This is a genomic window from Paenibacillus sp. A14, assembly GCF_036864815.1.
GTDB classification, from domain to species: domain Bacteria; phylum Bacillota; class Bacilli; order Paenibacillales; family Paenibacillaceae; genus Fontibacillus; species Fontibacillus sanfengchensis.
The window spans coordinates 38,109-54,690 of the sequence record NZ_JBAGJD010000005.1; the positions used below are offsets into that span (position 1 = coordinate 38,109).

Annotated in this window: 13 protein-coding genes and 1 tRNA gene; 11 read left to right on the forward strand and 3 right to left on the reverse strand. The window is 52.7% G+C overall.

Features of this window, described 5'->3' with window-relative positions:
• The first annotated feature begins 6 nt into the window (after window positions 1-6).
• The 8 genes from whiA (at window position 7) to V4U88_RS14750 (ending at window position 7,626) form a co-directional block, all read left to right on the forward strand.
• Window positions 7-936: a DNA-binding protein WhiA gene (gene whiA / locus V4U88_RS14715; RefSeq protein ID WP_334074015.1), complete on the forward strand. Its 930-nt coding sequence runs from the start codon at window positions 7-9 to the stop codon at window positions 934-936.
• Window positions 937-1,043: 107 nt separating this feature from the next.
• Window positions 1,044-1,313 carry an HPr family phosphocarrier protein gene (locus V4U88_RS14720; protein WP_114497387.1) on the forward strand — a complete coding sequence of 90 codons (270 nt, stop codon included), beginning with the start codon at window positions 1,044-1,046 and terminating at the stop codon, window positions 1,311-1,313.
• Window positions 1,314-1,525: 212 nt separating this feature from the next.
• Entirely contained in the window at window positions 1,526-2,281 is a 756-nt protein-coding gene (locus V4U88_RS14725; protein ID WP_334074355.1) for an SIMPL domain-containing protein, read from the forward strand.
• A 270-nt stretch (window positions 2,282-2,551) separates the two neighbouring features.
• Window positions 2,552-3,520 (forward strand): ABC transporter ATP-binding protein, encoded by a 969-nt coding sequence (locus tag V4U88_RS14730; RefSeq protein WP_334074016.1) that lies wholly within the window; start codon window positions 2,552-2,554, stop codon window positions 3,518-3,520.
• Window positions 3,517-4,365, forward strand: coding sequence for an ABC transporter permease (locus V4U88_RS14735; RefSeq protein ID WP_334074017.1), 849 nt, complete (start codon window positions 3,517-3,519; stop codon window positions 4,363-4,365). The genes V4U88_RS14730 and V4U88_RS14735 overlap by 4 nt, the downstream gene beginning before the upstream one ends.
• Window positions 4,365-5,171, forward strand: a complete 807-nt coding sequence (locus V4U88_RS14740) for an ABC transporter permease (RefSeq protein WP_334074018.1) — start codon at window positions 4,365-4,367, stop codon at window positions 5,169-5,171. Before V4U88_RS14735 ends, V4U88_RS14740 begins: the two co-directional genes overlap by 1 nt.
• Window positions 5,172-5,292: 121 nt before the next feature.
• Window positions 5,293-6,342 (forward strand): ABC transporter substrate-binding protein, encoded by a 1,050-nt coding sequence (locus V4U88_RS14745; RefSeq protein ID WP_334074019.1) that lies wholly within the window; start codon window positions 5,293-5,295, stop codon window positions 6,340-6,342.
• Window positions 6,343-6,525: 183 nt separating this feature from the next.
• Window positions 6,526-7,626: a PdaC/SigV domain-containing protein gene (locus V4U88_RS14750; RefSeq protein ID WP_334074020.1), complete on the forward strand. Its 1,101-nt coding sequence runs from the start codon at window positions 6,526-6,528 to the stop codon at window positions 7,624-7,626.
• A gap of 1,003 nt (window positions 7,627-8,629) precedes the next feature.
• Here V4U88_RS14750 and ade read toward each other — a convergent pair.
• The 3 genes from ade to V4U88_RS14765 all read right to left on the reverse strand — a co-directional run bounded on the left by ade (window position 8,630) and on the right by V4U88_RS14765 (window position 11,585).
• Window positions 8,630-10,456, reverse strand: a complete 1,827-nt coding sequence (ade, locus tag V4U88_RS14755) for an adenine deaminase (protein WP_334074021.1) — start codon at window positions 10,454-10,456, stop codon at window positions 8,630-8,632.
• A gap of 138 nt (window positions 10,457-10,594) precedes the next feature.
• Window positions 10,595-11,191, reverse strand: coding sequence for an ATP-dependent Clp endopeptidase proteolytic subunit ClpP (gene clpP, locus V4U88_RS14760; protein ID WP_334074022.1), 597 nt, complete (start codon window positions 11,189-11,191; stop codon window positions 10,595-10,597).
• Between the two features lie 319 nt (window positions 11,192-11,510).
• Window positions 11,511-11,585, reverse strand: a tRNA-Arg gene (locus V4U88_RS14765).
• 360 nt (window positions 11,586-11,945) lie between these two features.
• On the opposite strand from V4U88_RS14765, the gene V4U88_RS14770 reads away from it, so the two are divergent.
• The 3 genes from V4U88_RS14770 to V4U88_RS14780 all read left to right on the forward strand — a co-directional run bounded on the left by V4U88_RS14770 (window position 11,946) and on the right by V4U88_RS14780 (window position 16,352).
• Complete coding sequence (locus V4U88_RS14770; protein WP_334074023.1) at window positions 11,946-12,911, forward strand: glycosyl hydrolase; 966 nt, start codon at window positions 11,946-11,948, stop codon at window positions 12,909-12,911.
• Between the two features lie 89 nt (window positions 12,912-13,000).
• Window positions 13,001-14,803 carry a sensor histidine kinase gene (locus V4U88_RS14775; RefSeq protein ID WP_334074024.1) on the forward strand — a complete coding sequence of 601 codons (1,803 nt, stop codon included), beginning with the start codon at window positions 13,001-13,003 and terminating at the stop codon, window positions 14,801-14,803.
• Entirely contained in the window at window positions 14,781-16,352 is a 1,572-nt protein-coding gene (locus V4U88_RS14780; protein ID WP_334074025.1) for a response regulator transcription factor, read from the forward strand. Before V4U88_RS14775 ends, V4U88_RS14780 begins: the two co-directional genes overlap by 23 nt.
• Window positions 16,353-16,582 lie beyond the last annotated feature (230 nt).

The following is a 16,582-nucleotide window of genomic DNA, read 5'->3' on the forward strand; positions in this document are numbered from 1 at the left end:
GTTTCCTTGTCGTTTGCGGCGCAAACCAAAAAAGAATTGACCATGGTCGAAGCCGATTCCTGCTGCGAGCAGGCGGAATTGTCCGCCTTGATCCGGATGAACGGATCGGTACAGGTTTCGAACAAAAAGGTCATTTTGGATATTTCAACGGAAAACGCCGCGATAGCAAGGCGGATCTATTCATTGCTGAAGAAGCATTTCCAAATTCATACGGAACTGTTGGTCCGCAAGAAAATGCGGCTCAAGAAGAACAATGTATACATCGTGCGGATTCCGGGACGGGTGCAGGAGATTTTGAAGGAACTGCGGATCGTTTCGGAGGGATTTATTTTTACGCCGGGGATTAATCCGGAGCTAACCCGGAAAAACTGTTGTAAGCGGGCTTATCTCCGGGGGGCCTTCCTGGCGGGAGGCTCCGTCAACAACCCGGAGGGATCTTCCTATCACCTTGAGATTTCGTCGATGTATGAGGAGCATTGCAAATCGCTGGTCGACTTGGCGAACGAGTTCCATCTGAATGCACGCTGCATCGAGCGGAAGAAGGGCTTTATTTTTTATATCAAGGAAGGCGAGAAAATCATCGAGCTGCTCAACATTATCGGAGCGCATCAGGCTTTGTTCAAGTTTGAAGATGTGCGGATCATGCGCGACATGCGCAATTCCGTAAACCGGATCGTCAACTGCGAAACGGCCAATCTGAACAAGACGATCGGCGCGGCGGTGCGGCAAATCGATAATATCAAGCTGCTGCAGAAGGAAGTGGGTCTTGAAAACCTGCCCGACAAGCTGCGTGAAGTGGCCGAGGTCCGGCTCGCCCATCCGGATATGAACCTGAAGGAAGTCGGAGAACTGCTGAAGGGAACGGTCAGTAAGTCCGGCGTGAACCATCGGCTGCGCAAAATCGACGAGCTGGCGGAAAAAATTCGCGGGAGCTAAAGTTGTTTTGCTAGTGTGCCGCGGGCTGTGTATGCTATAATGATATAAATTATAATTGTTCACATTTGTGGGCACGTGATCGAAATTGTATTAGGGGGTAAGGTTTGATGATCAAAAACCCGGTAACCGTTCGTCTGAAAACGGGTCTTCACGCCCGGCCGGCGGCGCTTTTCGTTCAGGAAGCGAATAAATACTCGTCCGAAATTTTCGTCGAGAAAGACGATAAAAAAGTGAATGCCAAAAGTATTATGGGGATTATGAGCCTTGCCATCAGCACCGGCACGGAGATCTACATAAGCGCGGAGGGTGCGGACGCTGAGCAGGCTGCAAACGCTTTAATCAATTTGGTTAGCAAAGAGGAATTGGAGAACCAATAACCGGTTTTTTTCCGATTCAGAGAAAGACAAGAGATGATTCCGTTCGGATGAACGGGATCATTTTTTTGTGCTTGAAAAGCGTTCGATTAACGGCAAAATTAGCTGCGCGTAAATAAATAGTTCAATTTTTATATAAACTTTTTCCATAGCTGCAACATTTATTCTTGTACTGCGTTTAGAAGGTAAAATACCACTCAAATGGAGGGTCTATGATGAAAACCTGGATGAAACCTGTTGGCGCGGTGCTGGTTGCCGGAACGATGCTTGTCGGAGGAACGTTTTTAAGCGGCTCGATCAATAAACCCACTTCGGTGTATGCGGCGGAGAATGACCTGCAGCGGAATGTAATCAATGTGGTAGGCAGCGGGGAAATCAGCGTGAAGCCGGATATCGCGTACTTGTCGTTCGGCGTTGAAACCCAGGCGGACACGGCGAAGGAAGCGCAGAGCGCCAATGCGGCGAAGATCGCCAAACTGACCACTCTACTGAAGGACACTTGGAAGATTGATGAGAAAGACATTCAAACCGGCCAGTTTTATGTACAGCCGAATTACAGTTATAACGAGAAAGAAGGCCAGAAGGTCAAAGGATATATCGCACAGCATACGTTAAACGTGACTTACCGGGATTTGAGCAAAGTCGGGCAGCTTCTCGACGCGGCCTCCCAGGCGGGAGCGAACCGCATCGACAATATTCGTTTCAGCGCGGAGAACCCCGACCAATATCAGGAGCAAGTGATCGAAAAGGCGATGGCGAATGCGGACATGAAAGCCGCGGCGATCGCCAAAGCGGTTAAACGCCAGTTGGGCGTCGTGGTGAGTGTGACTCAATCCGGGGGAGGCGAAACGCCGATTTATATGCAGAAAGAGATGGCCCAGGCTTCTTCGGATTCCGGCGCAGCGACTTCCATCGAGCCGGGCGAGGTCACATTGAAGACGACGCTGAGCGTAACGTATGAAATGAAGTAAGGTGCTTTCGAACCGGGTCCCCCAATGAAGGAGGGGGACCCGGTTTATTTTTTTTAGTCCTCCGAAGTTGTGACATTTCTACAGCAGAATTCCCGCTCTACCCCGCGCCGCAGCAAGAAAAGTGTTGTAACCCGCGCCAAAACAAGGTATAGTGAATATGCAAAAAATGAATCGATCGACCTGCTAAAGCCATACCAATGGATATGGCTTTTTTTTCTTAGTGAGGTAGGTTTTACGTTGATCACACCACTAAAAGGAGTTGATGCATAAATGATTGAACTGTCCGAAGTGGAGAAGCACTTTCAGGGACAAGTCGTTGTGCATCCGCTTTCGCTCACCATTAAGGAAGGGGAATTCCTGACCTTGCTGGGCCCGAGCGGCTGCGGCAAGACGACGATTCTGCGGATGATCGCCGGATTCGAGCAACCGACCCAAGGGAAGATCCTGCTGGACGGAGCTGATCTGACGAGCTTGCCCCCGAATCGGCGGGATTTGAACCTCGTTTTTCAGCATTATGCCTTGTTTCCGCATATGACGGTGGAAGACAATATCGCCTTCGGGCTGAAAATGAAAAAGCTCCCGGTAAAGGAGCAGCAGGCGCGCGTGGAGGAAGCGGTCGCGATGACGCAGCTGACCCCGCTCGTCAAAAGGTATCCGCATCAGCTTTCGGGAGGACAACAGCAGCGGGTGGCGATCGCCCGGGCGATTGCGAACAAGCCCAAGGTATTGCTGCTGGACGAGCCGCTCGGCGCGCTCGATCTGCAGCTCCGCAAAAACTTGCAGTCCGAGCTGAAGCATTTGCAGCGCAGCCTCGGGATTACTTTTGTATACGTCACTCATGATCAGGAAGAAGCGATGATGCTGTCAGACCGGATCGTGATCATGAACGGCGGCAAGGTCGAACAGATCGGCACGCCGCGGGAAATTTACGCCAAACCGACGACCCTGTTCTCCGCTACATTCGTGGGTGAGAATAACATTTTCTCACAGGATGGGCGGCTGTTTGCCGTGCGTCCGGAGAAGCTGGTGGCCATTCGCGGAACGGAAGGGGCGAAGCGGACGGGGGAAGTGCTTGATGTCCTCTATCTGGGGAGCATACATAAGCTGATCGTTCAGCTGGATGACGAACCGATGACCGTTTCCATCGCTTTTGATTTTACCGATGATCGTCCGTGGAACGTTGGGGAAAAGGTGGGCGTGGCCTGGAATACCGAGGATGAGGTGGTTATCGGGTCATGAAGAAATCAAGCCTGGGCCTGATGCCGGTCCTCCTGTGGCTGAGCCTGTTTCTGGTCGTTCCGATGCTGATCGTGATAGGGATTTCTTTTATGGGCCGGGATGAGCTCGGCAATGTCGTGTTCGATTTTAATCTGGATGCCTACGCCACGTTTTTTGATCCGCTGTATTTGGGGATCTATTGGGATACGATTGTCTTATCGGTTTTGACGACGGTATTATGTCTGCTGCTCAGCTATCCGCTGGCCTATTATATCGCCAATGCCGGTCCGAAAATGCAGACCTGGGGCTTGGCGTTAATCACGATTCCGTTCTGGATCAATTTCCTGATCCGGACGTACGCTTGGGTGCTGCTGCTCCGGACGCAAGGCGTGGTCAACAATCTGCTCATCGATCTCGGCTTCATTCAGGAGCCGTTGCAAATGCTTTATACGAAAGGCGCCGTACTGCTGGGGATGGTCTATACGTTTATCCCGTTTATGGTGCTTCCGATTTATGTGGCGCTAGAACAGATGGACAAGAAGCTGCTGGAGGCGGCCAGCGATCTGGGGGCTACCGGCTGGAAGGCTTTTTGGCACATCACGCTGCCGCAAACCCGCTCGGGCATCATGACCGGCTCCGTGCTGGTCTACGTTTCCACGACGGGGATGTTTGTGGTGACCGATATTTTGGGCGGCGCCAAATCGGCCATGATCAGCAATATTATTCAAAGCCAGTTTCTGGGGGCGCGGAATTGGCCGTTCGGTTCGGCGCTGTCGGTCATTTTCGTCATCACCTCGCTGATTCTGATCGCTTTGTTCAATAAGGCCATGACGGCCAGGTATTTAAAGGTCAAGGAGGGACGCTGATGAAGAGTAAAAGTCATCCGCTGCTCGGGATTCATTCCCTGCTGGTCATGATTTTTATTTACGTGCCCATCGCTGTCATTATCGTCTATTCCTTTAACAGCTCTCGGCTGGCCGCGGACTGGAGCGGCTTTACGTTCGACTGGTACACATCGCTGTTCAGCAACCGGCATGTCATGGAGGCCCTTGCCAATACGCTGACTGTCGGCTTGATCTCGACTGTGGTTTCGACCCTGCTGGGCACGATGGCCGCGCTTACGATGCGAAAGGTCAGCCGCCGGATGAAGGCGGGCATGGGCGGGCTGCTGTATTTACCGATTATTATCCCGGATATCATTATGGGTTTGTCGCTGTTGGTGTTGTTTACCCAGTTTCACATTCCGCTCGGTAAACTAACGATAATTATCGCACATATTACCTTCTGTATATCTTATGTGTTCGTCATTATTACGACGCGCCTGTCGGGCATGGGGGGACAACTGGAGGAAGCGGCCCAGGATTTGGGCGCCAACGGCTGGCAAATTTTCCGCCATGTGACGCTGCCTCAAATTATGCCGGGCATTATTTCCGGGGCCTTGATCGCATTCACGATGTCGCTGGATGATTTTATGGTTAGTTTCTTTGTGAGCGGGCCGAACTCGACAACGTTGCCGATTTACATTTACGGGCAGGTCAAACGGGGTATTTCCCCGGAAATTAACGCATTGTGTACGATATTGATTCTTGTGAGCGTAACCTTGATTTTCATGGCCCAATTCGTTTTGAATAGAGGTAAAGGGCAGAAGAAACAATCGGTCCTGCCGTTCTAGGACGGTGGCATATCCAAGAACATGAATCTAAATTCGCTTATTACGTCCGGTAAAGCGGCTATACCACCCTATTGGTCGCAGATCCGGTTATTTTGGCGGGGAGAAGAGAGGAGATCGAGAATTGAAAAAAATGAAGTGGGCCGGCCTGTTGCTGGCGGTAACGATGGGGCTTGCGGTATTATCCGGTTGCGGCGGTTCTTCCAAGGAGACGCTGAATATCTACAGTTGGGCAGACAACTTTGACGCGGACGTGCTTGCCGCTTTCGAGAAGGAATACAATGTCAAGATCAACTACGACGTGTTTGCCAATAACGAGGACCTGCTGGCCAAAATTAAAGCCGGCGGCAGTGGTTATGATTTGATCCAGCCATCTGATTACATGGTCGCGACGATGATCAAGCAGGATCTGCTGTCCCCGCTGAACAAGGGCAATATCCCGAATTTCGCGAACATGGATGAAGCGTTCAAGAATCCGTCGTTTGACCCGGATAATAAATACTCTATCGTCTATACCTCCGGCGTAACGGGGATCGCCTACAACAAAAAGTACGTCAAAGAGGAAATCGACAGCTGGGAAGACCTGTGGAATCCGGCCTACAAAGGAAAGGTGCTCCTGCTCGACGACAACCGCGAAGTGATCGGCATGGCTTTGAAAAAAGCCGGCAAATCCAACAGCTCCACGGATGAAGCCGAAATTACCGCCGCGGTGGAGGACCTGAAAAACCTGCTGCCGAACGTATTGGCCTTTGATACGGACAACATTAAGCAAAAAATGATTCAGGAAGAAGGCTGGATCGGCACGGTATGGTCCGGTGACGCCTCGTTTATCGCCAAAGACAACCCGGACGTGGCTTACGTCGTGCCGAAGGAAGGCGGAACGATCTGGTCCGATAACTACGCGATTCCGAAAGGCGCCAAAAATCAGGAACTGGCGGAGAAGTTTATCAACTTTATGCTGGAGCCGGAGAACAGCGCCAAAAACTATGAATCGATCGGATACAGCGACCCGAATACGAAAGCCCATGAGTTCCACAGCGAGGAATACAATAGCGATAAAATGATCAATTTGTCGCCGGAGGAATTGTCCCGGACCGAATGGTTGGGCGATGTCGGCGATAAACTGCAAATTTACGACCGTTTCTGGACCGAGCTGAAGAGCGGTCGGGAGTAACCGAGTCGGGGGAAAAGCGTGGAAGCACGCTTTTTTTCTTTGCCCGGAAACGGGTAAATGTACAAATATACAGGCAGAAAACCTCCTGGTGGCTGATTTAAGGCGGCGCGGAAGGAAAAGAAGCATGTTTTTCGCCATGCGGGGAAATAATTGGGGTAACTCCAAGAAGAGGTGAGCTACCTTATGAACAAGTTTGTGAAGATCACGGGTACCCTGATTGCGGCATTTGCATTGGCTTTGCCCTATGGCATAGGGGGTCTGGAAGCATCGGCCCTCCCGGCTGCGCGCCCAACCGGCGTTCTGTTGCCCCAGGGGCAGTCTTCTGCAATCCGCGAAGGGCAGCCGGTTAACATTACGCTGAAAGGGAAAGGCCTGAAACAGCAGGGGCTGCAAGGGCAGGAGGATGTACTGCTGCCGTTGGAGCTGATCCGCAAGGGGCTTAAAGTGAAGGTCAAACAGGATGCCGGGACCAACACGTATACGTTAAAGAAGCAAAACGTAACCGTAACGCTTCAACCCGCCGAAACGGGGGCCAAGGCGGTTGTGGACGGCAGCACGCAGGTGCTTCCTTATGAATGGAAGGTCGTGAACGGGCAACCTTATGTATCGGTGAAAGTGCTGACCGATCATCTGGGCTTCACCTCCTCCTGGAAAGATGCGGGGAAGACTCTAGACCTGATTCCGCACCGCTTGAATGACATCCGGATCGAAACGCGGACGATTGAGAAAAATGTTCCCGAAGCGACAATCAAAGTGGAGTATCCGCAGGTCAGCGGGCTTCGCAGCAAGGAGGCGGAGGGCAAAATCAACGCCCTGCTGCAATCCAGAGCGGAAAAATTCGTTCAAGCCTCCTTGAAGGAGGCCCAGGAGAATCAACCGTCACCGAACGGCAGTCCTTACGAATACCTGGGGAACTATACCGTGACCTATAACCGGGGCGGACTGCTGAGCATCTTGGAACAAACATACGCCTATACCGGCGGAGCACACGGGATCAGTTTCCGGGAAGGCCTAACTTTCCGGCTGAGCGATGGCAAGCTGCTGACCTTGGACGAAGTGCTCCGGGCGAATCCCGGATTTCGCAGCATCGTTGATCCATCAATCGCCAAACAGTTGCAGGCGACGGAGGGGTATTTCGGCGGTTTCGAAACGATCGGGAACAATCCCGACTTCTATTTGAAGGAGAACGGGGTGGTCATCTTTTTCCAATTGTATGACTATCTGCCGTACGTGTTCGGCTTTCCCGAGTTTTATTTCTCCTTCCCTGAGCTGGGGATCAGGTAGAGGAAAGAGGTTTAGCAATAAAGTAAAAGCCTGCCGATTCGGCAGGCTTTTTTGCTGAGTATCCGATGGACGCAAAAATAGCGGGAACCCCTTGCTGGGTCGGCGTGGTGAGCTGGGTCGGCGCGTACCCAACTTCTCTAGCCGCCCCCTCAATAGCGGCCTTTTGAGCACTGAAGTTGCATCAAACCTGACAGGGTGCTACTTATTTTGAAACTTGTCGCCTCGGTGTGGCGAGTTGGATCCGGCGTGTCCCATTTCCCTAACCGCCGTCGCATGAGCAGTCTTGCAAGAAAGACGAAAATTAACGCTAACGGTTGCCACAGCCGTTATTTGTCCTGTAAACGCCAATTTCCCATTCTAACGGTCGCCACGGCGCCTATTTTCGCATAAACAGGCTGTTAAGGCGAGAATCCAGGGGAATAACGGCGCTCACAACCGTTAGAATTTCGAAAGGGCTACTTTTCGTTAAATAGCGGCTGCTACAGCCGTTAGAGTCCTCTCAGGCATTAGTACCAGCTGGAAAGGCAAAATAAAATTCCCCGAAAAAAAAGGAAGACTACGCCTTGCGTAAGATGGGGCTCCCATTTTTAACCACCCTCTTCTTTCATGTTAGGGTTAGTTCATCGCTAGTGGCTTTTGCGGCGCTATTTCCGCCCGATTCGGCTTCGGGGGAATCATAGCGATCAAAAAGGGCCTTATTGTCCTGTTGCTGGCCCCAAAATGATGGTTGGGTCCGCTTTTTCCAACAATAGGACCCTAAAAAGCCGCTATTTCACATCGTCCAGCCGAATTCGACAAAATAGCGCCGCATAACGCCCTTATTTACCTGCACACCACCTGCACGGTTCACATAGGGAAGCCGGCGGCCTAAAAGGAGAATGCGCAGGCTTAATTTCCCCAGTTATTCTTCGTGATCAAATTGCTTATTGCAACACTAGGACATGAGGGTCGAAATCCCCGGATTTAACGGAAAGAATTCCCGTTTATGCCGAGTTTTCGCGCATTAGGGCAGGTTCATTTCATCCGCGATTTCGACAGGAATCAGCTTGAATCGCTCCACATCCGCCAGACCGCGGTTCGTGATCCGCAGCTCGGGGATGACCGGCAGCGCGATCAGCGAAAACGTCATGAACGGGGCGTTCAGCGGGCTGCCGAGCGTCCGCCAGGCTTCTTCCAGCGCCTGGACCTGCTTGACGACGACCTCAAGCGGCTGGTCGGACATGAGCCCGGCGATCGCCATCGGCACGGCCGCCAGGACCTGGCCGTCCAATACGGCGATCATGCCGCCGCCCAGACGCGCGAGCTCATTGGCGGCAAAGGCCATATCCTCCGGGTCGGCGCCCATGACCAGGAGATTGTGGCTGTCGTGCGCTACGGTCGAGGCGACCGCACCGCTCTTCAGGCCGAAGCCTTGGGCGAAGGCCAGCGAGATCTCGCCGCTGCCGCGGTGACGGTCGATGCAGGCCAGCGCGAGGACATCCCGCTCCACGCTGGGGCGGATGAAGCCGTCTTCGACGGCCAGGCGCGCCTCGCCACGGGCCGTGCGCGCGCTGTTCTCGATGACCCGGATCACATTGACCCGGGTCTCGGCCGGCCCGGCGGCCGCGCCGCGCTTCGCGCTCGGCAGCGCGAAATCCCGCGCCTCCAGCGGCCGCGCGAGGTGCACCGACCGGCGGGCCGCCTCCGGATACGCGTAATCCGGAAAGTCCAGCCGAAGCTGGCCGCCGTCGTACACCACCGAACCGTCCGCGATCACGGTGGACGGTTCCATGCGCTCAAGGCTGCCGATCAGCAGCAGATCGGCGCATTTGCCCGGCGCGATGCCGCCGACGTCCCCGTCGACCCGGAAGTAGCGCGCCGTGTTGATCGTCCCCATCTGGATGGCGGTCACCGGATCGACGCCTTCCTCGATGGCCCGGCGGACGACATGGTTCATATGCCCCTTCTCAATCAGGGTCTGCGGGTACACGTCGTCCGTCACCAGCATGATGTTGCCGGGATAGACATGGTCTTCGGTCACGACCTTGATCACTTCCTTCACATCATGCCAGGCCGATCCTTCACGGATCATCAGGTGCATGCCCAGCTGCAGCTTGAGCAGCCCTTGCTCCTTCGTGACGGTCTCGTGGCACGAGGTCACCCCGGAGGCGATATAAGCCTGGAGGAGCGGCTCCTCCTCGCTCGGAAAGTGCCCGGTGACCGCTTTGCCGGCCCGGATCGTGGCCGCGATCTCGCCAGTCATTTTGGGATCGCCGTACACGACCCCCGGGAAGTTCATGACCTCGCCGAGGCCTTCGACGCCATCCCAGGTCATCCCGTCTTCAATGTCGGCGACATCCAGGGCCGCCCCGGCATCTTCCAGATGATCCGTGGCCGGAACGCAGGAAGGGAAGGTCGTATATACCTTGAGCGGCAGTCCCCGACCTTCCTCATGCATCCAGCGTACCCCGTCCGCTCCGAAGACGTTGGCGATTTCATGCGGATCCATAAACACGCCCGTCGTCCCTTTGGCTAAGGCCGCTTTGGCGAATTCGGTGACCGAGAGCATCGTGCTCTCGACATGCATGTGGCCGTCCAGCAGCCCGGGAACGATAAACCGTCCCGCCGCATCGATGACCGCGGTCCGCTCGCCGATCGTATGGCTGGCATCGCCGACATAAGCGATCCTTCCGCAGGCGATCGCGACATCCGTGCCCGCCTGGAGCTTTCCCGTATAAACGTTGACCAGAGTTCCGTTCTTCACGACCAGATCGGCTTTGCGGGTGCCCGCGGCCACCTCGGCCAGTTGACGGCTCACTTCGGTTAACTTGCTTCTCTTGACTGGTTTCATTCGCTCACTCCTTGCTGGGTAAACTGGCTAAAAAGTAATGTACTTATTCTTCCACCGAATTCGCGTAAAAGCAAGAAAAAGACTGCCCCGCCGAGCGCAAGGGCTCGTGAGGCAGTCTTGCCGTTAGCGGTTATTCGATTACACGCCCTGCGGCGTAACCTTCTCGATCACGCGGTCGATCAAGCCGTATTCCTTGGCTTCGGCGGCGCTCATGAAGTAGTCGCGGTCCGTATCCTTTTCGATCCGTTCCAACGGCTGACCGGTCCGTTCCGCCAAAATTTTGTTCAGCTTGTCGCGCATTTTCAGAATGCGGCGGGCCCGGATTTCGATATCCGTAGCCTGGCCTTCGGCACCGCCAAGCGGTTGGTGAATCATGATTTCGCTGTTCGGCAGCGCGTAGCGTTTGCCCGGCGCACCGGCATTCAGCAGGAAGGCGCCCATGGAAGCCGCGAGACCCACGCAGATGGTGGAAACGTCGGACTTAATGAATTGCATCGTATCAAAAATGGCCATACCGGCTGTGATGGAACCTCCAGGGCTGTTAATGTACAAATGGATGTCTTTCCCCGGATCCTCCGCGTCCAGAAACAGCATCTGAGCGATGATGGAGTTGGCGACAACGTCATTCACCTGGGAGCCCAAGAAAATGATGCGGTCCTTCAGCAGTCTGGAGTAAATGTCGTAAGCGCGTTCGCCGCGGTTACTTTGTTCAACGACCATAGGAATATAACTCACCGATAAAACCTCCTCATTAATGGATCAAGTTTAATAAATCAGAACCACTTCCTGGCCCAAGCATCGTCGGGAATCCCGTAGCCCGTTCGCGCCAGACTTATATCCCGGGAAAGGCCGTGTGTCAGCCTTGAGCCCAATCGGTTCAATCAATTAAAGAATTGACGGAATCGATGAATATTAACCTCATCATAAACAATTTCAAACAGAAAGTCAAAGAAAGTCAAACTCTAGGTAATAAAAAAGCCCAAACTCAGGGCGATGATGATAACAGGCTGCGCAACCCAGTTCAGTGCTGCGGATGTCTGTCATTTAAGTAAGATGGCGCGCCCGCGAGGAATCGAACCTCGATCTCAGGCTCCGGAGGCCTACGTCATATCCATTGGACCACGGGCGCATGATTTAAGAACAACAAAACTTATTATAGGACATCCGTTTACGGATTGCAAGTTATATTTTGTGCTGTTAAAAGGCACCAATTGGGGTTTGTAAAACTTGGGTGGTTCTTCGGTTTTTTTGAAAGCAGTTTTGAAAATTTTTAGATCGAAATGCCTTTTGTAATGAAAACTAAAATAACAATAATAGCAATACTATAAAATTTTGTTAGTCAAAATAAAATTGTTTTTTTGTGTAGTAATTGACCTTTATCTTAACAAGGAGTATATTTGTTTTGTCGATAAAATAATGTGCTAATAACAAATATAACAACAATGTTATTAAAATCAATTACCGGAGTAAAAGAAAGGATGGACTTACCATGTCTCAAGCTGTTCCTTGCAATCCCCAAGCAACTGAAGAAGTGAAAGCGCTATTAAATTATTTGAGCGGGTTGTCCGGCAAAGGCATTATCACGGGGCAGCATACGCAAACCACAACACAGGAGGAACTGCATTACATTCGAGAGGCGACAGGGAAGCTCCCCGCCCTCTGCGGTTTCGAACTCTTGAGCTATTCCCCGAACATTAACTATGAAATGAGCGGCGAGGAATGTTTGCTTGAAGTCAATGAAAACAAAAATACGCTGCAAAACGCCTGGGATTGGGTGACAAACGAAAAAGGATTGCTCACATTTACCTGGCATTGGTTCTCTCCGCTCGGCGGGAAGGATAAGAGCTTCTATGCGGAGCATACCGATTTTGATGCTTCTCGGGCGATTGTGGAAGGAACCGCCGAGCACGAGGCGTTGTTGTCGGATATGGATTATGTGGCCGACATCCTTAAGGAATTCCGCGACAAACGGATTCCGATATTGTGGCGTCCTTTTCATGAAGCGGAAGGGGAGTGGTTCTGGTGGGGCAGCAAGGGCCCGGAAGTGGCCAAACAGCTGTATCTTCTCATGTATGACCGGTACACCCGTTTCCATGGGCTGAACAATTTGATCTGGGTTTGGAATTCGCCGCTGCCGGAAGGGTATGTCGGGGATGATAAAGTGGATATTATCTCCAGGGACTTGTACCCGCCGGCTCATGAGCATACCGACCTTCGGAAAGAGTACGAGGAGTTGATCCAAATTACGCCGACGGAGAAACTGGTGGCTCTGGGGGAAATCGGATCCATCCCCAGTGTGCCCGATCTTGCGGAATCGCGAATTCCGTGGCTGTGGTTCATGACCTGGTCCAACGATTTCGGCAAGACGGAGTTGTTCACGTCGAAGGAAGAACTGCGCCGGGCTTATCATCACGAATACGCCGTTACACTGGATCGGCTGCCTAAGCTATATTAATCCGTTGAGGAAATTTTGCGAAGAAGCGTAAACAGCCCCTTGTCGAAAAGGGGCCGTTTTTGTATTCATGACACCGAGGGGCGGAAGACATGAACTTTGTCAGAGTATTGAACGACATTAAGCTGAGGAACAAACTGTCTCTGACCTTTATCACTGTCGCGGTTATTCCGCTGCTGGTTAGCGGGGTATTCTTTACCGGCAAGCTGCGCGAAATCATGGTCAAGGATGCCTTCAAGCAAGCGGCGGACAATGTGGATCGCGTACGGAAACGGACCGAAGAAGTCATCAAGGTGCCGCTCGATATCTCCTATCAACTTTCCAATGACAGCCGATTGAAATCGGTGGTGAGCCGCAGCTACGACAGTTACATCGAGGTGATCCAGACCTACCGCCAATATACGGAAATCCGGGACTACATGAGGCTGTACAAGGAGGTAAAAGCCATCCGGCTCTATACGCCAAACCCGACGATGCTGAACAACTGGGAGTTCATGCAACCCGATGCCAAGACGGAACAGGCGGATTGGTACAAGGTGGCTTTGGGCAAAAAAGGGCTGGCCGGCTGGGGATTCATACAGGATGAGCGGGATCAGAAGTACTACCTGAGCTTGGTGAGAAAAATCAGCCTCGACGATCCCGGTCAGGAAAGCGTGCTTGTCATCAATGTTAATACAGCCCTGCTGAACTCGATTATTTCACAGGAATCCTTTCAAACCATGATCGTTGACGACCACAACAATATCGTGGCAGCAAACCGGCCGAATCTGTACGGCAAAAATCTCGCCGAAGTGCACGCCGGTGACAGCATGCTTACGCAAAGCGAAGGAAGCTTCGATGCCGTCATGGACGGGAAGGCGTCCAAGGTCGTCATCGCCAGTTTAATTCCGCAGAGCAGTTGGAACGGCTTGCGGGTGATCTCGGTGTTTTCCGTATCGGACATCGTCCGTGATGCAAACGGTGTTATCCGGCTTGCCGCCTTGGTCATCGGAGGCTGCCTCGTCGTCGCCGTCTTGCTCGTCCAGGCATCGGCATCGCTCATAACGGGCCGGCTGCTGCGTTTGAGCAAGCATATGTCCAAAGTCGGAACAGGTTCCTGGAATGCTTATCTCGACTTGGACGGCAAAGATGAAATCGGCCAGCTGTCCCACCGGTTCAACGCTCTGGTCGGCAGGCTTAGCCAACTGATGCTGGAAGTGGAGGAGACCAACCGGCAGAAGCGGCTGCTGGAGCAAAAGCAAAGCGAGATCAAGTTTAAGATGTTGGCCAGCCAAATCAACCCCCATTTCCTGTTCAATACGCTGGAATCGATTCGGATGGAGGCCCATCTGCGGGGAGAGGAAAATATAGCGCAGGCGATCTGGCAGCTTAGCACGTTGATCCGCAGCAGTTTGGAAGTCGGCAACGGAAAAATTCCGCTTTCCGAGGAGATCGCCATGGTTCGCTGTTACTTGGAGCTGCAAAAATTCCGTTATGAGGACCGGCTGCAGTATAAGCTGGAACTGGCGTCGGGGATTGGGGAGGTCGAGATTCTTCCCCTGATCATTCAGCCGCTGGTGGAGAACTCCATTCTCCACGGGTTGGATCAGAAAGAGGACGGCCCCACATCTATCACTATACGGGCGGACTATAGCGAAGACGGCCAGGTGCTTGTGGAGATTTCGGACGATGGGGCGGGGATTGTGCCGGGGAAACTTGAAAGCTTGGTAAGAGAGCTCCAGGAACCGGAGGAAACCGGTCAGCGGATTGGGCTCCGCAATGTCCATGACCGCCTGAGGCTTACCTATGGTGAAGGCTCGGGACTTTCGATTGAAAGCAAAGAGGGTGAGGGAACCCGGATTTCATTTTGCATACCTAGGGGAGGAGAATCGAATGTTCTCAGTGATGATCGTTGACGATGAGCCAAAACTTCGTCTTGGCCTGCAAACCTTGATTCCGTGGAAGGAGCTGGGCTATGAGGTGACGGATACCGCGGCTAGCGGAAAAGAAGCACTTCGGTCTCTTGAAGAAGTGGTTCCTGACTTGCTTGTGGTTGATATCCGCATGCCCGGGATGAACGGATTGCAACTGCTCCAAGAGATTCGTCAGCGGGGATGGAACGTGCATGCGGTCGTGCTCAGCGGGTATGCCGACTTTGAATATGCCCGCCGTGCGCTGCAGTATGACGTCGAGGGGTACTTGCTCAAGCCCGTTAATAAAGAGGAAATGTCAGCCCTTCTTGAAAAGCTCCATGCCCGACTGGCTGCGGAACAACTGGAGAAACAGGTACAGCGGGAGACGTACACCCGGGAATGGTTGGTGTATTCTCTGCTGTCCGGTTCGTTTGAAGCGGAAGGCGGGGCCCTCGACACCTTGTCCGGCTCGCTTGGAATGGATTGGCCGAGGTATCAGGTCGTCATGTTGGATTTTCCGGGCATCCGGTCGGAGAAGGACGAGCGAATTGGCCGCTTTCGGGAGCGGTTGGCCAAGACATACGCCTCGGACGCCCGCAGCGTCGTTCTGGCCTTTGCCTCGTATATCGTGCTGCTCCTTGGAAGCCCGCCTGTGGGCGATGTCGAACGGGCTCGCTTTTACCGTGTACTGCAACTCCTGGCAGAGGAGCTGCGAGGGGAGATGAATGCCGCGGCGGGCCAAACGGTGGGGCTGTTGCGCGATATCCCTGATTCGTTTCAGACCGCCCGCTCCCTGTTGGAACGCAGCTTTTTCTACGATAAAGGAAGGCTGCTTACATCGGAGACTCCACCCAGCTACCTAACGGCTGCTCTAGGCGGTAATTTGCCGGACAAGAAGGAATTGGCCTTCCGTATTTACTATTTGGTAGATGTGGGACATACGGAGGCGATCCAGTCGCTTCTGGACGGAGCAGCTGCACAGATGGTAGCCGAGGGGAAGGGGGAGGCGGAAATTCGGGAACAGTTCTTTTACCTCGCAAATGAAACGTCCCGAAAAGTCCCTGCCCGCCTTTGGGCAGAATCAGGTTATGCGGGAGGGCCGTCCGAATTTTTAACGGGCATCACCAGCCAACGGACCCTCCGGGAGCTCGTCACCTATGTTGCCGGTATATTGGAAAGACTGGCCCGTTGTGCCGATTATTCCAGCCGGGACAATGAAATCAAGCGAATGCTCGATTATATTGAACGGCATTATAACGAAAACCTAAAGCTGGAGACGCTTTCGGAAGTATTCAATTATAGCAGCTCTTACTTGGGTCAGCTTTTCAAAAATCAGACGGGGGAATATTTCAACACCTATCTTGACAGGGTTCGGATCGAAAAAGCGAAGGAGCTGCTGGCACAGGGTATGAAGGTATATGAAGTCGCTGAAAAGGCCGGCTATTCTAACGTGAATTATTTTCACAACAAGTTTAAAAAGATGGAGGGACAGTCGCCGTCATCTTTTCAAAAGAACGGTTCTCATGAAAATCGTTGGCGGTTTCTGAAATGAATGGTGATTTTGGAATGAAAACCGGCGGAATTCGCGATATGGTCTCCCGCTTCCGAGATGCCTTATGCTTGAAGCACGAAGGGGGAGGAGATAACGACAGAAGTGAAAGCGGTGCCAATAAAACAAGTGTAAGAGAGGGGAAATTACAGAAAATGAACAGGATGCAAAAACCTTTTGCACTGGCTGCGAAACGGGGAAAAACAAGCTTTGTTTTTTGTTTGACACTGTTT

Coding starts and splice junctions, on each gene's coding strand:
- V4U88_RS14720 (WP_114497387.1), top strand. CDS start 1,044: ATGATCAAAAACCCGGTAACCGTTCGTCTGAAAACGGGTCTTCACGCC.
- V4U88_RS14725 (WP_334074355.1), top strand. CDS start 1,526: ATGAAAACCTGGATGAAACCTGTTGGCGCGGTGCTGGTTGCCGGAACG.
- V4U88_RS14730 (WP_334074016.1), top strand. CDS start 2,552: ATGATTGAACTGTCCGAAGTGGAGAAGCACTTTCAGGGACAAGTCGTT.
- V4U88_RS14735 (WP_334074017.1), top strand. CDS start 3,517: ATGAAGAAATCAAGCCTGGGCCTGATGCCGGTCCTCCTGTGGCTGAGC.
- V4U88_RS14740 (WP_334074018.1), top strand. CDS start 4,365: ATGAAGAGTAAAAGTCATCCGCTGCTCGGGATTCATTCCCTGCTGGTC.
- V4U88_RS14750 (WP_334074020.1), top strand. CDS start 6,526: ATGAACAAGTTTGTGAAGATCACGGGTACCCTGATTGCGGCATTTGCA.
- ade (WP_334074021.1), bottom strand. CDS start 10,456: ATGAAACCAGTCAAGAGAAGCAAGTTAACCGAAGTGAGCCGTCAACTG.
- V4U88_RS14770 (WP_334074023.1), top strand. CDS start 11,946: ATGTCTCAAGCTGTTCCTTGCAATCCCCAAGCAACTGAAGAAGTGAAA.
- V4U88_RS14775 (WP_334074024.1), top strand. CDS start 13,001: ATGAACTTTGTCAGAGTATTGAACGACATTAAGCTGAGGAACAAACTG.
- V4U88_RS14780 (WP_334074025.1), top strand. CDS start 14,781: ATGTTCTCAGTGATGATCGTTGACGATGAGCCAAAACTTCGTCTTGGC.